We start from the raw sequence: 16,605 nt of genomic DNA, 5'->3' as shown, positions 1-16,605 counted from the left end.
ACCGTTAGATGGTGCGCGCATGGTCGCGGGCGATGCGCTGGATGTCGGTGCGAGTGATGCCGAGATCGCTCAGCTGACGGGTGTCGAGAGCGTTGAGCTCACGGACGGTCTGCTGGTAGGCGGCCCACTTCTTCAGCGTAGTGCGAATACCCATTTGGAAGTCTCCTTTCGTTTACGAGGACATAGATAGTCTCGTTCGAGGGGAACGAGCAGATGGAGATGCATCAGAACCGTTATGCGTCTGGTGCATGGCATTAACCGCTCATGTTCATTTGCGATTCAGACTGACGGCGAGGCCCCGGCAAGAAAATGGCCGCCGGGCACACGGCGGCCATTCTCGAATGGTTAGCGACAGATGAAGGGTCAGCGGTCGAACAGCCCGCGGGTCATCTTCTGGAAGTCTGGGCCCACAATCCCCAGAGCATCACGGGTTGTGGGGACGTCCAGTTCCCGCAAGGTCTGCCTGATGTCGACCAGTCGCTTATGGCGCCAGACGGCACGAACAAACATGGCGTTCTCCTTTTGCGGATCACCACACCATCAGCATGAGCCGATTTGCGCCGACGCACATGCAGTGAGTTCTCAGTGCCGACATGCGTCCGGCGCATGGCAATTTCACGCGACTGTCACAGATTGCGCGCAAAGGCGCCGACCGCCCGGCCGGCGCCACGGTTGCCACGATGCGGGCCAAGAGCAGGTCATTCGACCGCGCTTTCGAACCGGAAAAAGCGATCCCCGCCTTCGCGGGGACAGGCTTTTTCCTGAAGGCGGCCTGGTTCAGCCGATGGTGCGTTCGAGCAGCGCCAGCCAGTTGCCGGTGCCCAGACGCTCGAGCAGCGGGCGGTCATAGCCATGGCGCTCGAGTGCTTCGACCAGCACGGGCAGGTCGGCGGCTGAGCCGATGGTCGAGGGGATCATGGCGCCGTCGAAATCCGAGCCGATGCCGACATGGGTGTCGCCGGCGATTTCGATCAGGTGGTCGAGGTGGCGGACCATCAGCTCGATATCGGTCTCGGGGTTCATTTGGCCGTCGGGCCTGAGGAAGCCGGTGGCGAAGTTGAGCCCGACCATGCCGTTGCTGTCGCGGATGGCGCGCAACTGGTCGTCGGTGAGGTTGCGCGGCGTCGGGCACAGGGCGTGGGCGTTGGAATGGGTGGCGACCAGCGGGGCGCTCGACAGTTCCGCCACATCCCAGAAGCCGCGCTCGTTGAGGTGCGACAGGTCGATCAGCACGCCCAGGCGATTGCAGGCCGCGACCAGGCGCTTGCCGGCCTCGGTGAGGCCAGGGCCGATATCGGGCGAGCCGGGGAAGCGGAACGGCACCCCATAGCCGAAGGCATTGTTGCGGCTCCACACCGGGCCGAGCGAACGCAGCCCGGCGGCGTAGAGCACTTCAAGGAAATCGAGCTCGGGATCGATGCACTCGACGCCTTCGATATGGAGGACTGCCGCCATTGCTCCACGGCCCATGGCGCTGCGGATATCGGCTGCGCTGCGGCACACCGCGAACTGGCCGCCGGAGGCGCGCTCGAGCTGGAACAGCAGCGAGATCATCCTGACAGCGCTGGCGCGGGCGGCATCCATGGGGAGCGGCGGCGGCATCGGCACTTCGCCGCCGGCGGCGCGCAGGGCGCCGAAATCGATCTTCTCGGGCGATGGGCAGAACACTGCGAACAGGCCACCGGCGAGGTGGCCGGCGCGGGCCTTGGGCAGGTCGATATGCCCCTCTTCGCCGCCGGCAAGAAAGCCGGCGACCGGGTCGGCAGCGGTGGAATTGAACAGGCGCAGCAGCGCGTCGTTATGGCCGTCGAAAATGGGGAGGGGCTGAGACACGGAATAGTCCTGGTGGGCCGAAGCAATGGCTCAGCAGATCAGGCGGGGCGGAGAGCCGCAAGGCTGCATCCGCCCCATCCTGTGAGCTACTCCGCCGCAGTCCGCTGCGGGCGACGTTCCATGACTTCCTTGAGGAAGCGGCCGGTGTGGGAGCGGGGGTTGGCCGCAATGTCCTCGGGGGTGCCGATGCCGACCACCTCGCCGCCGCCATCGCCGCCTTCGGGGCCCATGTCGATGACCCAGTCGGCGGTCTTGATGACTTCGAGGTTGTGCTCGATCACCACCACGGTGTTGCCGGTGTCGACCAGCTCGTGCAGCACTTCAAGGAGCTTGGCTATGTCGTGGAAATGCAACCCGGTTGTCGGCTCGTCGAGCATGTAGAGCGTGCGCCCGGTGGCGCGGCGGCTGAGTTCCTTGCTGAGCTTGACGCGCTGCGCTTCGCCGCCCGAGAGCGTGGTCGCCGGCTGGCCGACCTTGACGTAGCCGAGGCCGACACGCTGCAGGGTGAGGAATTTCTCGCGGATCGAGGGCACCGCGGCGAAGAACTCCACGGCTTCGTCGATGGTCATGTCGAGCACGTCGGCGATCGACTTGCCCTTGAACTGCACCTCGAGGGTCTCGCGATTGTAGCGGTGGCCCTTGCACACTTCGCAGGTCACATAGACATCGGGCAGGAAGTGCATCTCGATCTTGATGACGCCGTCGCCTTCGCACTTCTCGCAGCGGCCGCCCTTGACGTTGAACGAGAAACGCCCTGGGCCATAGCCGCGCGCCTTGGCTTCCGGCAGGCCGGCGAACCATTCACGCATCGGGCCGAAGGCGCCGGTATAGGTGGCGGGGTTCGAGCGCGGCGTGCGGCCGATCGGCGACTGGTCGATGTCGATCACCTTGTCGAGGTGCTCGAGGCCGGTGAGGTGGTTATGCGGCGCCGGGTTGACGCGCGCGCCGTTCAGCCGGCGGGCGATCGCCTGGTACATCGTGTCGATCATCAGCGTCGACTTGCCACCGCCGGAGACGCCGGTGATGGCGACGAAATTGCCCAGCGGCACGTCGACCGAGACGTTCTTCAGGTTGTTGCCGGTCGCCCCGTCGATGTGGAGCTTCTTGGTCTTCGATTGCTTGCGCCGTTCCACCGGCATCGGGATGCTCAGCGCGCCCGACAGGTACTGGCCGGTGATGCTCTTGGGGTTGCGGATGATGTCCTGCGGCGATCCCTCGGCGACGATGTGGCCGCCATTGACGCCGGCGCCCGGGCCGATGTCGACGACATAGTCGGCGAGCAGGATGGCGTCCTCGTCGTGCTCGACGACGATCACCGTGTTGCCGATGTCGCGCAGCCGCTGCAGGGTTTCGAGCAGGCGGGCATTGTCGCGCTGGTGCAGGCCGATGGAGGGCTCGTCGAGCACGTAGAGGACGCCGGTGAGGCCGGAGCCGATCTGGCTGGCAAGGCGGATGCGCTGGCTTTCGCCGCCTGAGAGCGAGCCGGAATTGCGGGCGAGCGTCAGGTAGTCGAGCCCGACATCGTTGAGGAAGCCGAGGCGCTCGCGGATCTCCTTGAAGATGCGCTCGCCGATCTTGTTCTGCTGCTCGGTCAGCTTGGCCGGCAGGGCAGTGAACCACTCGGCCGCGGCCTTGATCGACTTCTCGCTGACCTGCGCAATGTGCAGGCCATCGATCTTTACCGCCAAAGCTTCGGGCTTCAGGCGGTACCCGTTACAGGCGACGCAGGGCGCCTGCGACATGTACTTCTCGATTTCCTCGCGCATGCCGGCGCTCTCGGTCTCCTTGTAGCGCCGCTCGAGGTTGCCGATCACGCCTTCGAAGGGCTTGGTCGACTTGTAGGTGCGAAGGCCATCGTCATAGACGAAGTTGATCGGCGTCGAGCCGGTGCCGAAGAGGATGGCGTGCTGCACCTCGAAGGAGAGCTCCTCCCAGGCGGTGCCGGTCGATGCGCCATAGTGCTTGGCCACCGCCTGCAGGGTCTGCAGGTAGTAGGGCGCGCTGGTCTTGGACCATGGCAGGATAGCCCCGTCGCGCAGCGAAAGGCTGACATCGGGGACGATCAGGTTCGGATCGATCTTCTGCTCGGTGCCGAGGCCATCGCAGACCGGGCAGGCGCCGAACGGGTTGTTGAACGAGAACAGCCGCGGCTCGATCTCGGGGATGGTGAAGCCGGAAATGGGATCGGCGAACTTCTCGGAAAAGATCAGCCGCTTGGGGGCGCCGTTCTCATCGAGCTCGTCGGCGAACTCGGCGAAGGCGATGCCGTCGGCGAGCTTCAGCGCCGTCTCGAAGCTCTCGGCGAGGCGCGTGGCGATGTCGGGGCCGACGACCAGGCGGTCGACCACCACTTCGACGTCGTGCTTGATCTTCTTGTCGAGGTTGGGCGCGTCCTCGATGTCGTGGAACTCGCCATCGATCTTGACGCGCTGAAAGCCTTTGCGCATCAGGTCGTTGAGCTCGCGCTTGTATTCGCCCTTGCGGCCGCGGGCGATCGGCGCCAGCAGGTAGAGCCGGGTTTCCGGCGGCTGCGACATGACGATGTCGACCATCTGGCTGACAGTCTGGCTCTGGATCGGCAGGCCGGTGACCGGCGAGTAGGGGATGCCGACGCGTGCGAACAGCAGGCGCAGGTAATCGTAGATCTCGGTGACCGTGCCGACGGTCGAGCGCGGGTTGCGCGAGGTGGTCTTCTGCTCGATCGAGATGGCGGGCGAGAGGCCGTCGATCTGCTCGACATCGGGCTTCTGCATCATCTCGAGGAACTGGCGCGCATAGGCGCTCAGCGACTCGACATAGCGACGCTGGCCCTCGGCATAGATGGTGTCGAACGCCAGCGACGACTTGCCCGAGCCACTCAACCCGGTCATCACGATGAGGCTGTCGCGCGGCAACCTCAGATCGATATTCTTGAGGTTGTGTTCCTTGGCGCCCCTGATGACGAGATCGCGGTTCGGGTTCGGTTTGTCGGCCATCAAAGACTTCCACTTGACGAGGGCGCGCGACCATAGTGCCGCTTTGTGCCAAATCGTGTCAGGGTTTCAAAAAAGAGGGGCTCGGCCGCACATCTGGGGATCCGGCGCCCGACTTGCAACCTAACCACGCCGCAACGGCTCCTGTCACCACGGCGGTTCATGGCTCTCTTCAAAACTTCACGGGAACATAAGAGGAACAACTTTGAGTCGGTCAAGGGCTATCATGCACCGGCGCTGTGCAGCCCACGCTTGACAAACCGCGGCGCGAGGAGAACATAAGTGGAACGACGGCGCGCCGACGAAGCTGTGGGCTAAGGCCCTTTGGCGCGCGCGCCGGGCGGACGATAGCGGTAGGGTACGCGCCGGAGTTTCTCCCGGGCGCGTTTCCGGGAACGTTGGAAAGGAAAGTGCCATGGCTGGCAGCGTGAACAAGGTCATCCTGGTGGGCAATCTCGGCAATGACCCCGAGGTGCGGAACCTGCCGAGCGGCGGCAAGGTGGTGAACCTGAGCGTCGCGACCTCCGAACAGTGGCGCGACAAGAATTCCGGCGAGCGCAAGGAACGGACCGAGTGGCACCGCGTGGTGATCTTCTCGGAAGGCCTGGTGCGCGTCGCCGAGCAGTACCTGCGCAAGGGGTCCAAGGTTTACATCGAAGGCCAGTTGCAGACCCGCAAGTGGCAGGATCAGTCCGGCCAGGACAAGTACTCGACCGAAGTCGTGCTGCAGGGGTTCAACTCGAACCTCACCATGCTCGATGGCCGCGGTGATGGTGAAGGCGCCGGCGCCTCGGGCGGCGGTGGCTTCTCGAGCCCGCGCGAATCCAGCGGTTTCGGCGGTCCGCCGGCTCGGCAGGAGCGTCGCCCGAGCTCTGCTCCGGCGTTCGAGTCCGGCTCGATGGACGACGACATCCCGTTCTGAGGGGGCTCTCGCATCGGACAACTGGTTAGACGGGTCGCGCAAGCGGCCCGTTTCGTTTTCTGGGCACCCAAAGCACTCCATTCACCGTGTCACCGGGGTGACACGGTGAATGGAGTGAGCTCGGTGCCCGGTAAGACCCATCAGTCAATGCCTTACCTCGGAACGATGCTGCCCCAAGTCACCAGCGTCCTCACCGTGTAGCTCAACTGGCCCGCTTCAGCATGAGGCGCCAGGAGCTCAGCGAGTTCGGCATCGAACGCGGCGGTGCGACCGCCCAGCTTCGAATAGGCCCAGGTGTCGCGCGAGTGCTGGCACTTGATGAAATCGGCGACGCTCTGGCTGAAGGGGGCGGTGAAGAACTCCCGTCCGGTCACAGCGACGTGGCCGCGGAAAGCGCCGGCAATTGCATCCGGCCGGCGGGGTTCGAACGGCCTGCCGGTGACTTCCATCACCCATTTGGCGAGGAAGCGCTGCCAGTCGGCCTGCCAGGGCGGCTCGAAGGCATCGTCACCGGAGACTGCCGCAAACACGTGGCCGGGCGCCGCGTGCGCCAGCAGGTGCGGGAACAGCCGGTCGTGATCCATCCAGTGGATACTGGCCGCGGCGACGGTAAGGTCGAAGCGCCAGCCGTCGAGCGGCGCTTCCTCGGCGAGGCCGCGCACCCAGTGAAGGTTCGGCGCCCGGCCGTCCGGGAGGCTTTGTCCGAGCGCGATCATGTGCTGCGAGGGATCGACGGCAACCACCTGGGCGAAGCTCTGCGCCAGCGGGCGCGATACTTTGCCGGGACCGCAGCCGATATCCAGCATCGCGTCGTGCCGGGGCGCCACCTGGCGCAGCTTTTGGAAGACCGTTTCGGGGTAGGGCGGGCGGAAGGGATAGAGGTCGACGACCTCGCTTTCCTCAAAGGATGCCCCAGGACGATCGTTCATCGGTTTGGCTCCAGCCGGCCGGTTTCCATAGCAGGAGGTGGTGCCGGTTTGACGACGATCAACCAACCAGCCGCGGGGTGCGGAGCTTGCCGGGGGTGGCGACGCTCTGGTTTCGGCCTTGCGCCTTGGCGTCGTAGAGGGCGAGGTCGGCGGTACTGATCAGCCAGGAGCCGTCATGCACGGCATCCTCGTCACGCGGATCGATCGAGGCGATGCCGATGCTGATGGTCGCGACACGCCAGGGCAGGTTGCGGGCGTGCGGGATGGCAAGGGCCTGCACCTGCCGACACAGATCGGTGGCGATGGCGCGGGCGGCGTCGATGTCGGTATCGGGCAGCAGCAGGGCGAGTTCCTCGCCGCCATAGCGGGCCGCAAGGTCGGTGGGGCGGCGCGCTGCCATGGCCACGACGGCGGCGATCGATTTGAGGCAGGCGTCGCCGGCGAGGTGACCGTGATCGTCGTTGAAGCGCTTGAAGCGGTCGGCGTCGACCATCAGCAGCGACAGCGGAGTGGAGAGGCGGCGGGCGCGGGCGATTTCGCGCGTCAGGGCCTCATCGAAGGCGCGGCGGTTGGCGATACCTGTGAGGCCATCGCGCATGGCGAGGCTCTCGAGCTTGAGTTCGAGGCGCTTGCGCTCGGAAATGTCGCGGGTGACGCCGACGACGGACAGCTGATCGGAACGTTCGGCAGCGATGCGCAACGAGGTTTCGAGCCAGATCTCGCGGCCATCCTTGTGCTGGACGCGGAACGACACCGTCTCCTGCTCGGTGTCTCCCCGGCGCAGCCGCTCGGCAGCTGCCTCGACCGCCGGACGGTCCATCGGGTTCACCACCTCGAAGGCGCTCTTGCCGAGCATCTCCTCGGGCCGGTGGCCGGTCAGGCGCTCGAGGGCAGGGGAGATGTAGGTGCGCATGCCGTCGGTGTCGAAGCGTTCGACGAGGTCGCTGGCGCTTTCGGCCAATAGCCGGAACTCGGCCTCCTTCTGCTCGAGCACCGTTTCGCTGCGGTGCCGGCGGCGAATCTGGTCGACCAACCGCAGGCCGAGCAGCGCCGCGGCGAGCGTCAGCGCCAAGGTGATGGCGCCGCGCTGCAGGGCGCCGCGGCCCCAGCTGGCCAGCGCCTCGGCGTGCGACACAGCGACGACCGAGACGATGGGGTAGCGCGCGCCACGATCATAGCCTCCGATGCGACGATGGCCGTCAACGGCGGAATCGTAGTGGTAGGCGCCCGAGGCCTGGGCGAGGTCCGGCCGGGCGAACAGCTCGCCCTCGCCGAGATCTTCGCTGACGAGGTCGGGGTGATAGGGCTTGCGACTGAGCAGCAGGCCGTTGCTGTCATAAAGGCTGATGGTGCCGAGCGCGCCCACGTCGATGCCGTCATAGACATTGGCGAAGTAGCGGGTATCGATCGCCGCGACCACCACGCCGCCGAAACTGCCATCGGACCGGTCGAAGCGGCGGCTGACTGTGGTCACCATCGCCTCGTCGTCAGCGGCACGAATCGGCGCGCCGAAGGACGGCGCGTCGCTCGGCGAGTTCATATGATCGCGGAAGTAGCTGTAGGCGGCCTGGTTGCCGCCCGGTGGCATGTTGGCGGCGGTGGTGACCATCCAGTTGCCGTCGGCGTCGTAGACATAGATGCCGCGCAGCCGCTGGGCGCTCTCCATGGTGCGCAGCATGAAGGCTTCGGTCTGCTTCAGCGCTTCGGGCTCGATACCGGCGGTCTCGAGCTGGAAACTCACCAGGGAGACGGCCTGATCGGCAATCTCATAGGTGTCCTCGGCGTGCTGGCGCATCGAGCGGGCGAGATTCTGCGTCTCGAGTTCGGCCTTCTGCACGGCAGCGTCATAGGCCACCCATTCCCGCCAGCCTTCCAGCGCCACGATCGCCGCGCAGATGGCGACGACAAACAGCGCCGCGCGCCTGGTCAGCGATTTGGGGGCCGGGCGGGCCATGAGGCAGGGCTTCCGGAACGCATTGTGTCCCGGAGCTTGTCGCATGCTCTCGTTAACATCGGCGAAAGCGGGAACTTAGCATCGTCCCTCATCTGTTCATCAAAACGAAAACGGACGGCCACGGGCCGTCCGTCGAAACGCGTAGAGCGGAGTATTCAGGCTTACTTGCTGAACGGCACCGAGGCCTTCAGCATCTCGCCGGTGGCGTTGAACACCACCTGGAAATCGACGCCGATCGACTTGCCCGAACCCTTGAGGACGATCGCAGCAGTAACCGTGAGGTCGTTGCCTTCCTCGTCCTTGTTCCGCTCCTTGAGGTTGAACACGATGCTGTCGCCCGACTTCTTGCCGACGGCGAGGCCGGAGAAAGTGACGTTCGAGGTCATCGCCGCCTCATAGCGCCGGTTCTGGTCGCTATAGGCGAGCGTGCCGTTGACGGCGAGGCTGGTGCCGGCCAGGGTGCAGCGGCCCGAATAGTTGACCTTGTCGGAGTTGCCTTCGCTGAGCGACAGGCGGCAGACCACCGACTCGCTCTCGGCGCCCACCAGGGTACCGCGGCCCTTCCAGCTGCCGACATAGGACTTCAGCAGCGCCACGTCGGCCGGTGCGGCCATCACGGGCGCAGCGGCCATGGGGGTGACGGCCAGCAGACCAGCGAGCGCGACGATGCGCGGCAGGGGTCCGAAGAGCTTCATTTCTTAACGCCTCCAAGCGGATGAAAGAATCGCCCCCCGGCGACCAGCAGAGCCGGCAGAATGAACACATCGCCGATCAATGCAAAGCCGAGAGTTATCACAAACAGGGTGCCAAACAAGGCAACTTGCGGCAGGGCCGAGAACATGACGATGGCCATGCCGGAGCACAGGATCAGCGTGGCTGCAATAATGGCGCCGCCGATACGCTCCATCGTGTGATGAATAGCATCGAGGTGCGAGCGTCCTTCTTCGCGCCGCGAGTGCAGATAGTGCGACAGGAAGTGGGTTGTGTCGTCGACGGCAATACCGAAGGCGATGGTCAGCGCCAGCACGGTGGTCAGTTGCAGCCCCGAACCACTGAAGTAGAGCCAGGCCTCGGTGCCGAGCACCGGGAAGAGGTTGGGGATGGCCGCCGCGACGGCGACGCGCAGCGAGCGGAAGGCCCAGCCGATCAGGAACAGGTTGACGATCACCGACAGGGTCAGGTCGAGCTGCAGGCCGCGCACGATGTTGTCGGTAGCGTAGGTGGTCATCACCCGGAAGCCGCCGACTTCGGCGCCTTCGATGCCGGCTGCCTTGATGTCGGCCTCGATACCTTCCTTGAGCCGGACCAGCTCTTCGGACGAGATGATCGTCGGCATGAACCCGGTGACGAGGGCGCGAGTGCCGTCGGGTGTGACGAAGCGGGCGCGCAGATCGCCAACGGCGTTGAAGATCTGCTCCCGCGTAAAGCCGGACTCGGCATAGTGCGTGAAAGCGGCAGCCGAAATTACCTTGTTCTGGCCAAGGTGCTTCTCGACGATCTGGTGGACCTTCTTGACCTTCTCGAAGTCCTTGTCGCCGACATCGGCGATGCCTTCGTCGAGCGGCACGTTGACGTAGAGCGGTGCAACGCCGCCGACGCCCTGGTCGATCTGCTCGGCCGCGGTCAGCGCTGTCGAGTTCTTGGCCATGAAGTCCTCGAACGAGAACCGCGGCTGGATCAGTGCATAGGGGATGAGCAGCAGGCCGGTGAGGACGATGGCGATGACTGCCAGTGGCCGGCCGAGCTTCGAAGCAACGAACCAGGCGAGGGGGATCGGCGCGGTAATGGCGTAGCTCGGCTTGGGCGCCTTGAAGCCCAGCCGGACAGCGAGCTTCAGGATCAGCGGCAGGAACGTCATCAGGCAGATGAAGTTGATCAACGAAGCCAGCGTGCCGGCCATCGAGAATTCCTGGATGCCCTGGCCGGCGGTCAGCGACAGCGAGGCGAAGGACACCAGCGTCGTCAGCATGGTGAGCGCACTGGCCGGGCCAACGACGCGTACCGTCTCATCGACGGCCTTGTACGGGTCCATGCCTTCCCGCCAATAGGCGAGCCAATTGAAGATGAAGAACAGGCTCTCCGCGAAGGCGATCACCAAAACGATCGTGGTGACGATGATGGTGAGGAAGGAGAACGAGCCGAACAGCGCGATGATCGACCCCATCACCCAGACCACGGCGATGAACGGCGTGGCGGCGACCAGCACGGCGCCCCAGAAGGAGCGCAGCGAGAACAGGGCGATCAGGGCACCCAGCGCGAAGCCGTAGACCGTGAAGGTGATCTGGTCGTCGACCGCGGCATTGAGCATCTCGCTGGTCCAGATCGGCGGACCGGTGAGTTCGACCTGGACCTGATCCGACTCGTAGTCGGCGACCAGCGAGCGCAGGTCGTCGATCATGGCGCGGGTGCCGCCGCCCTTGGTCATCTCGGGATTGGGGAACACGATGATGACCACGCCGGACAGGTCCGGGTTGATCAGGTTCTTCATCATCGGGTCGTTATTGTAGAGGTCGGTCAGCGCCTTGCTGACTTCCTCGGGGGTCTGCATGCCCTCGGGAACGGCGGGCAGGGTGGTGCCGTCGGGGGCCGGAACGCGCAGCGTGAACGCCGACATGGTGCCGGTGATGTATTCGCTGTTGGAGATATCCAGCGCCATGGCGCGGATCGTCTCGATGGTCTCGGGATTGGTCAGGCTGGGCGAATTGACCAGCAGATAAATGTCGTTTTCGAACGTGCCGAAGGTATTGGCCAGGTGTTCGTAGTTGTCGTACTCCTCGCCGGAGTGCGCGAAGACGCGCAGCATGTCGCCGTCGACGCTGGCGCGCGGCACCTGTACGACGCAGAACACCGTCATAAGCAACACGAACGCGGTGATGATCCGCGGATGCTTCAGCGTGATGTGGCCGAGCGTTTCAAGCCCGAAGCCGATGGAACGATCATGCCCGAAGGCCCAGTTCCACAGCCGGCCAAGCAGAGTATTATTCGACAATAGACTCGTCCCCTAGACGGTGGCGCCCCGCGTCAGGCGCGGATTACTACGGATTCACGGTCGACGCGTCCAGCCGTTTGAGCGGCGCGTCACCTCCCGAATGTGGCGCAGTGCGGCGATTCCGGCCCAAAGTTGCCGCAAACCCACGTCACTATATTCGGACGCGCAGCGCGACGCCTGTTGCCAATACCGTGGACATCCTTGCCGGCAGCCCCGCGCCGGTTGGTCTTCGGAACGGGAATCGCCTAAAGCTTCCCTCAGGTTTCATAGTTCGAAAACGGCCCCGTGGCAGACAAGACCGACGACCCGAACGGCTCAGCGCCGCTCCCCTCCGACATCGCCCCGATTTCGATCAGCGACGAGATGCGCGAGTCCTATCTCAGTTACGCGATGAGCGTGATTGTGAGCCGGGCTCTGCCTGATGTGCGCGACGGGCTGAAGCCGGTGCACCGGCGCATCCTCTATTCCATGCACGAGCAGGGCTATGTGTGGAACCGCCCGCACCGCAAGTCGGCCCGCGTGGTTGGCGACGTGATCGGTAAATACCACCCGCACTCGAACGACGCGGTGTATTTCTCGTTGGTGCGCATGGCGCAGGAGTTCTCGCTCCGCGTGACGCTGATCGACGGGCAGGGCAATTTCGGCTCGGTCGATGGCGATATGCCGGCCGCCATGCGCTACACCGAAGTGCGCATGGAGAAGGTGACCGACAGCCTGCTCGATGACATCGACAAGGACACGGTCGACTTCAAGGACAACTACGACGCGTCCGAGCGCGAGCCGACGGTGCTGCCGGCGCGGTTCCCGAACCTGCTGGTCAATGGCGGCAGCGGTATTGCCGTCGGCATGGCGACCAACATCCCGACCCACAACCTGGGTGAGGTGATCGACGCCGTCCTGATGCTGATGGACAACCCCGGTGCGATTACCGAGGAGCTGATGACGGTGCTGCCGGGACCGGACTTCCCGACCGGCGCCATCATTCTTGGTCGTTCCGGTATCCGCCAGGCCTATGAGACCGGTCGCGGCGCCATCCTCATTCGGGGCAAGGCCCATACCGAGGAGATGCGCAAGGAGCGCGAGGCGATCATCATCACCGAGATTCCGTATCAGGTGAACAAGGCGACGATGATCGAGAAGATGGCCGAGCTGGTGCGCGACAAGCGCATCGAGGGCATCTCCGACATCCGCGACGAATCCGATCGCAACGGCATGCGCGTGGTCATCGAGCTGAAGCGCGATGCGGTGCCCGATGTGGTGCTGAACCAGCTCTATCGCTTCACCCCGCTGCAGGGCTCGTTCGGCTGCAACTTCGTGGCACTGAACGGCGGCAAGCCGGAGCTGATGAGCCTCAAGCAGATGCTTGCGGCCTTCCTCGAGTTCCGCGAGGAAGTGGTCACCCGACGCACCCGGTTCCTGCTCAACAAGGCGCGCGACCGCGCTCATATCCTCGTCGGCCTCGCGGTTGCGGTAGCCAATGTGGACGAGGTCATTGCGCTGATCCGCACCTCGCCGGACCCGGGCACGGCCCGCGAGCGCCTGATGGCGCGGGACTGGCCGGCGCGTGACGTGGCGCCGCTGATTGCGCTGATCGACGACCCGCGCCACCGGATGAACGAGGACGGCACGTTCAAGCTGAGCGACGAGCAGGCGCGCGCCATCCTGGCGCTGACGCTGAGCCGGCTCACGGCGCTGGGCGTCAACGAAATCGGCGACGAACTCAACGGGCTAGGTACCGATATCTCCGAGTACCTGAGCATCCTGCGCTCGCGCGAGCGGGTGATGGAGATCGTCCGCAACGAGCTGACCGAGATCAAGGAGCAGTTCAACACGCCGCGCCTGACCGTCATCGACGAGGCGGCCGGCGACTTCGAGGACGAGGACCTGATCGCCCGCGAGGACATGGTGGTGACCGTGACCCATGGCGGCTACATCAAGCGGGTGCCGCTGACCTCGTATCGAGCACAGCGCCGCGGCGGCAAGGGCCGCTCCGGCATGGCGACGCGCGACGAGGATTTCGTCAGCCGGCTGTTCATCGCCAACACCCATACCCCGGTGCTGTTCTTCTCGTCGGCCGGGCAGGTCTACAAGATGAAGGTGTGGCGCCTGCCGATCGGCGAGCCGCAGGCCCGCGGCAAGGCGCTGATCAACATGCTGCCGCTCGATCCGGGCGAGCGCATCACCTCGATCATGCCGCTGCCTGAGGATGAAAGCAGCTGGCAGCAGCTCGACGTGATGTTCTCGACGATACGCGGCACGGTGCGCCGCAACTCGCTGGCCGACTTCGTCGAGATCAACAAGAACGGCAAGATCGCCATGAAGCTCGATGAAGGCGACGGCATCGTTGATGTCGCCACCTGCACGGCCAATGACGACGTGCTGCTGACCACGGCGCTGGGGCAGGCGATCCGCTTCCAGGTCGATGAGGTCCGCGTGTTCAAGGGCCGCGACTCGACCGGCGTGCGCGGCATCAGTCTCGCCGAGGGCGATCGCATCATCTCGATGGCGATCATCCACCACTTCGACGCCGAGTCTTCGGAGCGCTCCGCGTATCTGAAGATGAGCCGCGCCGTGCGCGGCGAGGGCGAGACCGAGGAGGTTTCCGACGACGCCGAGGATGCGGTGCCGGCGGGCGAGTTGAGCCAGGAGCGCTATGCGGCGATGTCGGCCGCCGAGCAGTTCATCCTGACCATCTCGGAGAACGGCTACGGCAAGCGCACCTCGAGCCACGAGTACCGGATCACCGGGCGCGGCGGCAAAGGCATCGTCGCCATGGCGGTGAACAAGCGCAACGGCCCGCTGGTCGGCTCGTTCCCGGTGGAAGATGGCGACCAGATCATGCTGGTGACCAATGGCGGCCAGGTGATCCGCGTGCCGGTGGACGCCGGCCCGGACAACCGGATCCGTATTGTCGGCCGCTCCTCGCAGGGCGTCACGGTGTTCAACACCGCAGATGGCGAGAAGGTGGTTTCGGTGGAGCGGATCAGCGAGCCGGAAGGCGAGGATGCCGAACCGGAGGCCGATGAGCCCGGCGATGGCACCGCCGCCTGACGGCGACATAGTCTCGATCAAGCAGCGGGCGGCAATTGCCGCCCGTTTGCGTTCAGCCATCGAGCAAAGCTTCGTGCATTGGGAAGCGGTGCCCGATCTAGACTTCGACGCAGCGTTCGACGCCTATCTGGACGAGGCGCTGGCGGCCGAGACGCGGCTGGGCTTCGTCCTGGCCAATCAGCGGCTGATGGCGCAACTGCGCAATGGGCACAGCGGCTTTCACGACGACTGGGTGATGCAGCGGCATGGGCGGTCGTTCGGGCTGATGCTGCGGCCGCTCGACGGGCGGTGGACCGTGACGAGCAGCCGACATGCCAAGCTGCCGGTGGGCAGCGTGGTCGAGACCCTTGATGGCGTGCCGATGGCCGAGCTGTTCGAGCGGGTGCGTCCCTACCTCGCAGCCTCGAGTGACAGGGCGGCGGCCGACAGGCTGTTCTATCGACGGCACCTGTTGCCGGAGGCGATCACGCTAGGGCTTGCGGACGATGGGAGGCTTGCTGTCGCCAAGGCGGATTGGCCGGCGGTCGAGGTGCCTCTGCCGCGGGTGCGGTATGAAGGCGGCGTCGCGGTGCTGCAGATCCTCAGCTTCGACGATCCGCGCTTCGAAGCCGCGGCGGTCGAGGCCGTCCAAGGGCTGGATGGTGACGCGCCGCTGATCATCGATCTGCGCGGCAACGGGGGCGGTAACACGCCGCTTAGCCTGCTCGCGGCGCTAATGGATCGGCCGTATCGGCGCTGGCGGTCCACGGTGCTGAGCACCACGACGTTGCGGCGCGCCCACGGGGAAACACCTGAGCCGGTTACCTACAATGCGCCCCGGCACGAACCCATTGCCGGTGCGCATCGCGGGCCGTTGGCCATCCTCATCGACGGCACAGTCGGATCGGCAGCCGAGGATTTTGCCATGCCGTTCAAGGACAATGGGCGCGGTGTGCTGGTGGGTGAGGCAACCGCGGGGAGCAGCGGGCAGCCGCACTACATCGATCTCGGCGGCGGGTTTCACGCCTGGGTTGGGGCCAAACGCGAAAGCTTCCCGGATGGCGGCGTGTTCGAAGGCGTCGGAATTGCTCCGGACATCGCAATTGTCCAGCAGGCTGCGGATTTCGGCGAACGACGCGACCGTGTTCTCAACGGCTGTTTGATGATAATGGCGCAAAAATAACGGACACTATTGACAGTATGCGTCGGAATTGCGGAAACACATTGACATATCCGGCGTAGGGGCGGAAAGTCCTGCTGCTCGCCGCGGGTTGCTGACCCTGCTTGCGGCGCAGCGATAGTTGTGGCTGGCTCGTTGGAGCGAGCCAGCCTAACGACCCGGAGCCCCCGATGATCGATTCCGCCATCCTTCTTCCGTATGTTCTCGCCTGCCTGTTGTTCGCCATCGTGCCCGGACCATCGGTCACCGTGGTGGTCGCCAATTCGCTGGCGCGCGGCACCAAAGCGGGCCTGCTGACCATCCTCGGCACCGAGATCGCCATGCTCACCATGGTGTTCATCGTTGCGGTCGGGCTCGATGCGGTGATGACACTGGTGTCGGAGGCCTTCACCATCATCAAGTTCGCCGGCGCGGCCTATCTGGTGTGGATCGGCTTCAAGATGTTCACCTCGTCGGGCAAGCTCGAGATGGGCACGCCGGGCGAAAAGCTGCCCCTCGGCCGTTACATCTGGCAGGGGGCGCTGATCAACTGGTCCAACCCCAAGACGCTGCTGTTCCTCGGGGCGTTCCTGCCGCAGTTCATCGACATGAGCCGCCCGGCCTTCGAGCAGATTATGGTGCTGGGGCTGATCGTCATGGCCGTCGCCACCGCTTCTGACTGCGTCTACGCCGTGATCGCCGGCAGCGCCCGGCAGTTATTGACCACGGCGCGGGTGCGGATGATGAACCGGGTGTCGGGCGTGATCCTGATGATCGGCGGCGTCTGGCTGGCGTTCCAGAAGCGCAGCTAGGACAC

At 64.9% G+C, this 16,605-nt stretch carries 12 protein-coding genes; 4 read left to right on the top strand and 8 right to left on the bottom strand.

Annotated features, from left to right (window positions below; translation table 11 throughout):
• Positions 1 to 4 precede the first annotated feature (4 nt).
• The 4 genes from AC1ROK_RS14050 to uvrA form a co-directional block, all read right to left on the bottom strand.
• A complete protein-coding gene (locus AC1ROK_RS14050) occupies positions 5 to 154 on the bottom strand; it encodes a DUF1127 domain-containing protein (RefSeq protein ID WP_082434573.1) in 150 nt (49 codons plus the stop codon).
• Positions 155 to 363: 209 nt separating this feature from the next.
• On the bottom strand, positions 364 to 510 hold the full coding sequence (locus AC1ROK_RS14045) for a hypothetical protein (protein ID WP_492847864.1): 147 nt from the start codon (positions 508 to 510) through the stop codon (positions 364 to 366).
• A gap of 267 nt (positions 511 to 777) precedes the next feature.
• Positions 778 to 1,833 carry a dipeptidase gene (locus AC1ROK_RS14040; protein ID WP_492847862.1) on the bottom strand — a complete coding sequence of 352 codons (1,056 nt, stop codon included), beginning with the start codon at positions 1,831 to 1,833 and terminating at the stop codon, positions 778 to 780.
• Between the two features lie 86 nt (positions 1,834 to 1,919).
• Positions 1,920 to 4,808 (bottom strand): excinuclease ABC subunit UvrA, encoded by a 2,889-nt coding sequence (uvrA, locus tag AC1ROK_RS14035; protein ID WP_492847860.1) that lies wholly within the window; start codon positions 4,806 to 4,808, stop codon positions 1,920 to 1,922.
• 412 nt (positions 4,809 to 5,220) lie between these two features.
• Here uvrA and ssb point away from each other — a divergent pair, with 412 nt between their 5' ends.
• Positions 5,221 to 5,727, top strand: coding sequence for a single-stranded DNA-binding protein (ssb, locus tag AC1ROK_RS14030; protein WP_492847858.1), 507 nt, complete (start codon positions 5,221 to 5,223; stop codon positions 5,725 to 5,727).
• Positions 5,728 to 5,879: 152 nt separating this feature from the next.
• Here the strand turns inward: ssb and AC1ROK_RS14025 are convergent, their stop codons facing one another.
• The 4 genes from AC1ROK_RS14025 to AC1ROK_RS14010 all read right to left on the bottom strand — a co-directional run bounded on the left by AC1ROK_RS14025 (position 5,880) and on the right by AC1ROK_RS14010 (position 11,599).
• Entirely contained in the window at positions 5,880 to 6,656 is a 777-nt protein-coding gene (locus tag AC1ROK_RS14025) for a class I SAM-dependent methyltransferase (protein WP_492847856.1), read from the bottom strand.
• A 58-nt stretch (positions 6,657 to 6,714) separates the two neighbouring features.
• Positions 6,715 to 8,610, bottom strand: coding sequence for a sensor domain-containing diguanylate cyclase (locus AC1ROK_RS14020; RefSeq protein WP_492847854.1), 1,896 nt, complete (start codon positions 8,608 to 8,610; stop codon positions 6,715 to 6,717).
• A gap of 161 nt (positions 8,611 to 8,771) precedes the next feature.
• The gene (locus tag AC1ROK_RS14015) at positions 8,772 to 9,305 is read right to left on the bottom strand and encodes a hypothetical protein (RefSeq protein ID WP_492847852.1); all 534 of its coding nucleotides are present in this window, start codon (positions 9,303 to 9,305) and stop codon (positions 8,772 to 8,774) included.
• The gene (locus AC1ROK_RS14010; RefSeq protein ID WP_492847850.1) at positions 9,302 to 11,599 is read right to left on the bottom strand and encodes an efflux RND transporter permease subunit; all 2,298 of its coding nucleotides are present in this window, start codon (positions 11,597 to 11,599) and stop codon (positions 9,302 to 9,304) included. The genes AC1ROK_RS14015 and AC1ROK_RS14010 overlap by 4 nt, the downstream gene beginning before the upstream one ends.
• 363 nt (positions 11,600 to 11,962) lie before the next feature.
• Between AC1ROK_RS14010 and gyrA the strand changes: the two genes are divergently transcribed.
• The 3 genes from gyrA to AC1ROK_RS13995 all read left to right on the top strand — a co-directional run bounded on the left by gyrA (position 11,963) and on the right by AC1ROK_RS13995 (position 16,600).
• A complete protein-coding gene (gene gyrA, locus AC1ROK_RS14005; RefSeq protein WP_492848373.1) occupies positions 11,963 to 14,650 on the top strand; it encodes a DNA gyrase subunit A in 2,688 nt (895 codons plus the stop codon).
• Positions 14,634 to 15,812 (top strand): S41 family peptidase, encoded by a 1,179-nt coding sequence (locus tag AC1ROK_RS14000; protein ID WP_492847848.1) that lies wholly within the window; start codon positions 14,634 to 14,636, stop codon positions 15,810 to 15,812. The genes gyrA and AC1ROK_RS14000 overlap by 17 nt, the downstream gene beginning before the upstream one ends.
• Before the next feature lie 167 nt (positions 15,813 to 15,979).
• On the top strand, positions 15,980 to 16,600 hold the full coding sequence (locus AC1ROK_RS13995) for a LysE family translocator (RefSeq protein ID WP_492847846.1): 621 nt from the start codon (positions 15,980 to 15,982) through the stop codon (positions 16,598 to 16,600).
• Positions 16,601 to 16,605: the final 5 nt, after the last annotated feature.

The organism is Devosia sp. GW821-FHT12F11 (genome assembly GCF_058806655.1).
The sequence above is the reverse complement of the archived record's forward strand: the minus strand, read 5'-3'. Positions and strand labels throughout refer to the sequence as shown.

Bases quoted from the DNA above. Each gene is read 5' to 3' on its own strand.
- AC1ROK_RS14050 (WP_082434573.1), bottom strand. From the start codon at position 154: ATGGGTATTCGCACTACGCTGAAGAAGTGGGCCGCCTACCAGCAGACC.
- AC1ROK_RS14045 (WP_492847864.1), bottom strand. From the start codon at position 510: ATGTTTGTTCGTGCCGTCTGGCGCCATAAGCGACTGGTCGACATCAGG.
- uvrA (WP_492847860.1), bottom strand. From the start codon at position 4,808: ATGGCCGACAAACCGAACCCGAACCGCGATCTCGTCATCAGGGGCGCC.
- ssb (WP_492847858.1), top strand. From the start codon at position 5,221: ATGGCTGGCAGCGTGAACAAGGTCATCCTGGTGGGCAATCTCGGCAAT.
- AC1ROK_RS14025 (WP_492847856.1), bottom strand. From the start codon at position 6,656: ATGAACGATCGTCCTGGGGCATCCTTTGAGGAAAGCGAGGTCGTCGAC.
- AC1ROK_RS14020 (WP_492847854.1), bottom strand. From the start codon at position 8,610: ATGGCCCGCCCGGCCCCCAAATCGCTGACCAGGCGCGCGGCGCTGTTT.
- AC1ROK_RS14015 (WP_492847852.1), bottom strand. From the start codon at position 9,305: ATGAAGCTCTTCGGACCCCTGCCGCGCATCGTCGCGCTCGCTGGTCTG.
- gyrA (WP_492848373.1), top strand. From the start codon at position 11,963: ATGCGCGAGTCCTATCTCAGTTACGCGATGAGCGTGATTGTGAGCCGG.
- AC1ROK_RS14000 (WP_492847848.1), top strand. From the start codon at position 14,634: ATGGCACCGCCGCCTGACGGCGACATAGTCTCGATCAAGCAGCGGGCG.
- AC1ROK_RS13995 (WP_492847846.1), top strand. From the start codon at position 15,980: ATGATCGATTCCGCCATCCTTCTTCCGTATGTTCTCGCCTGCCTGTTG.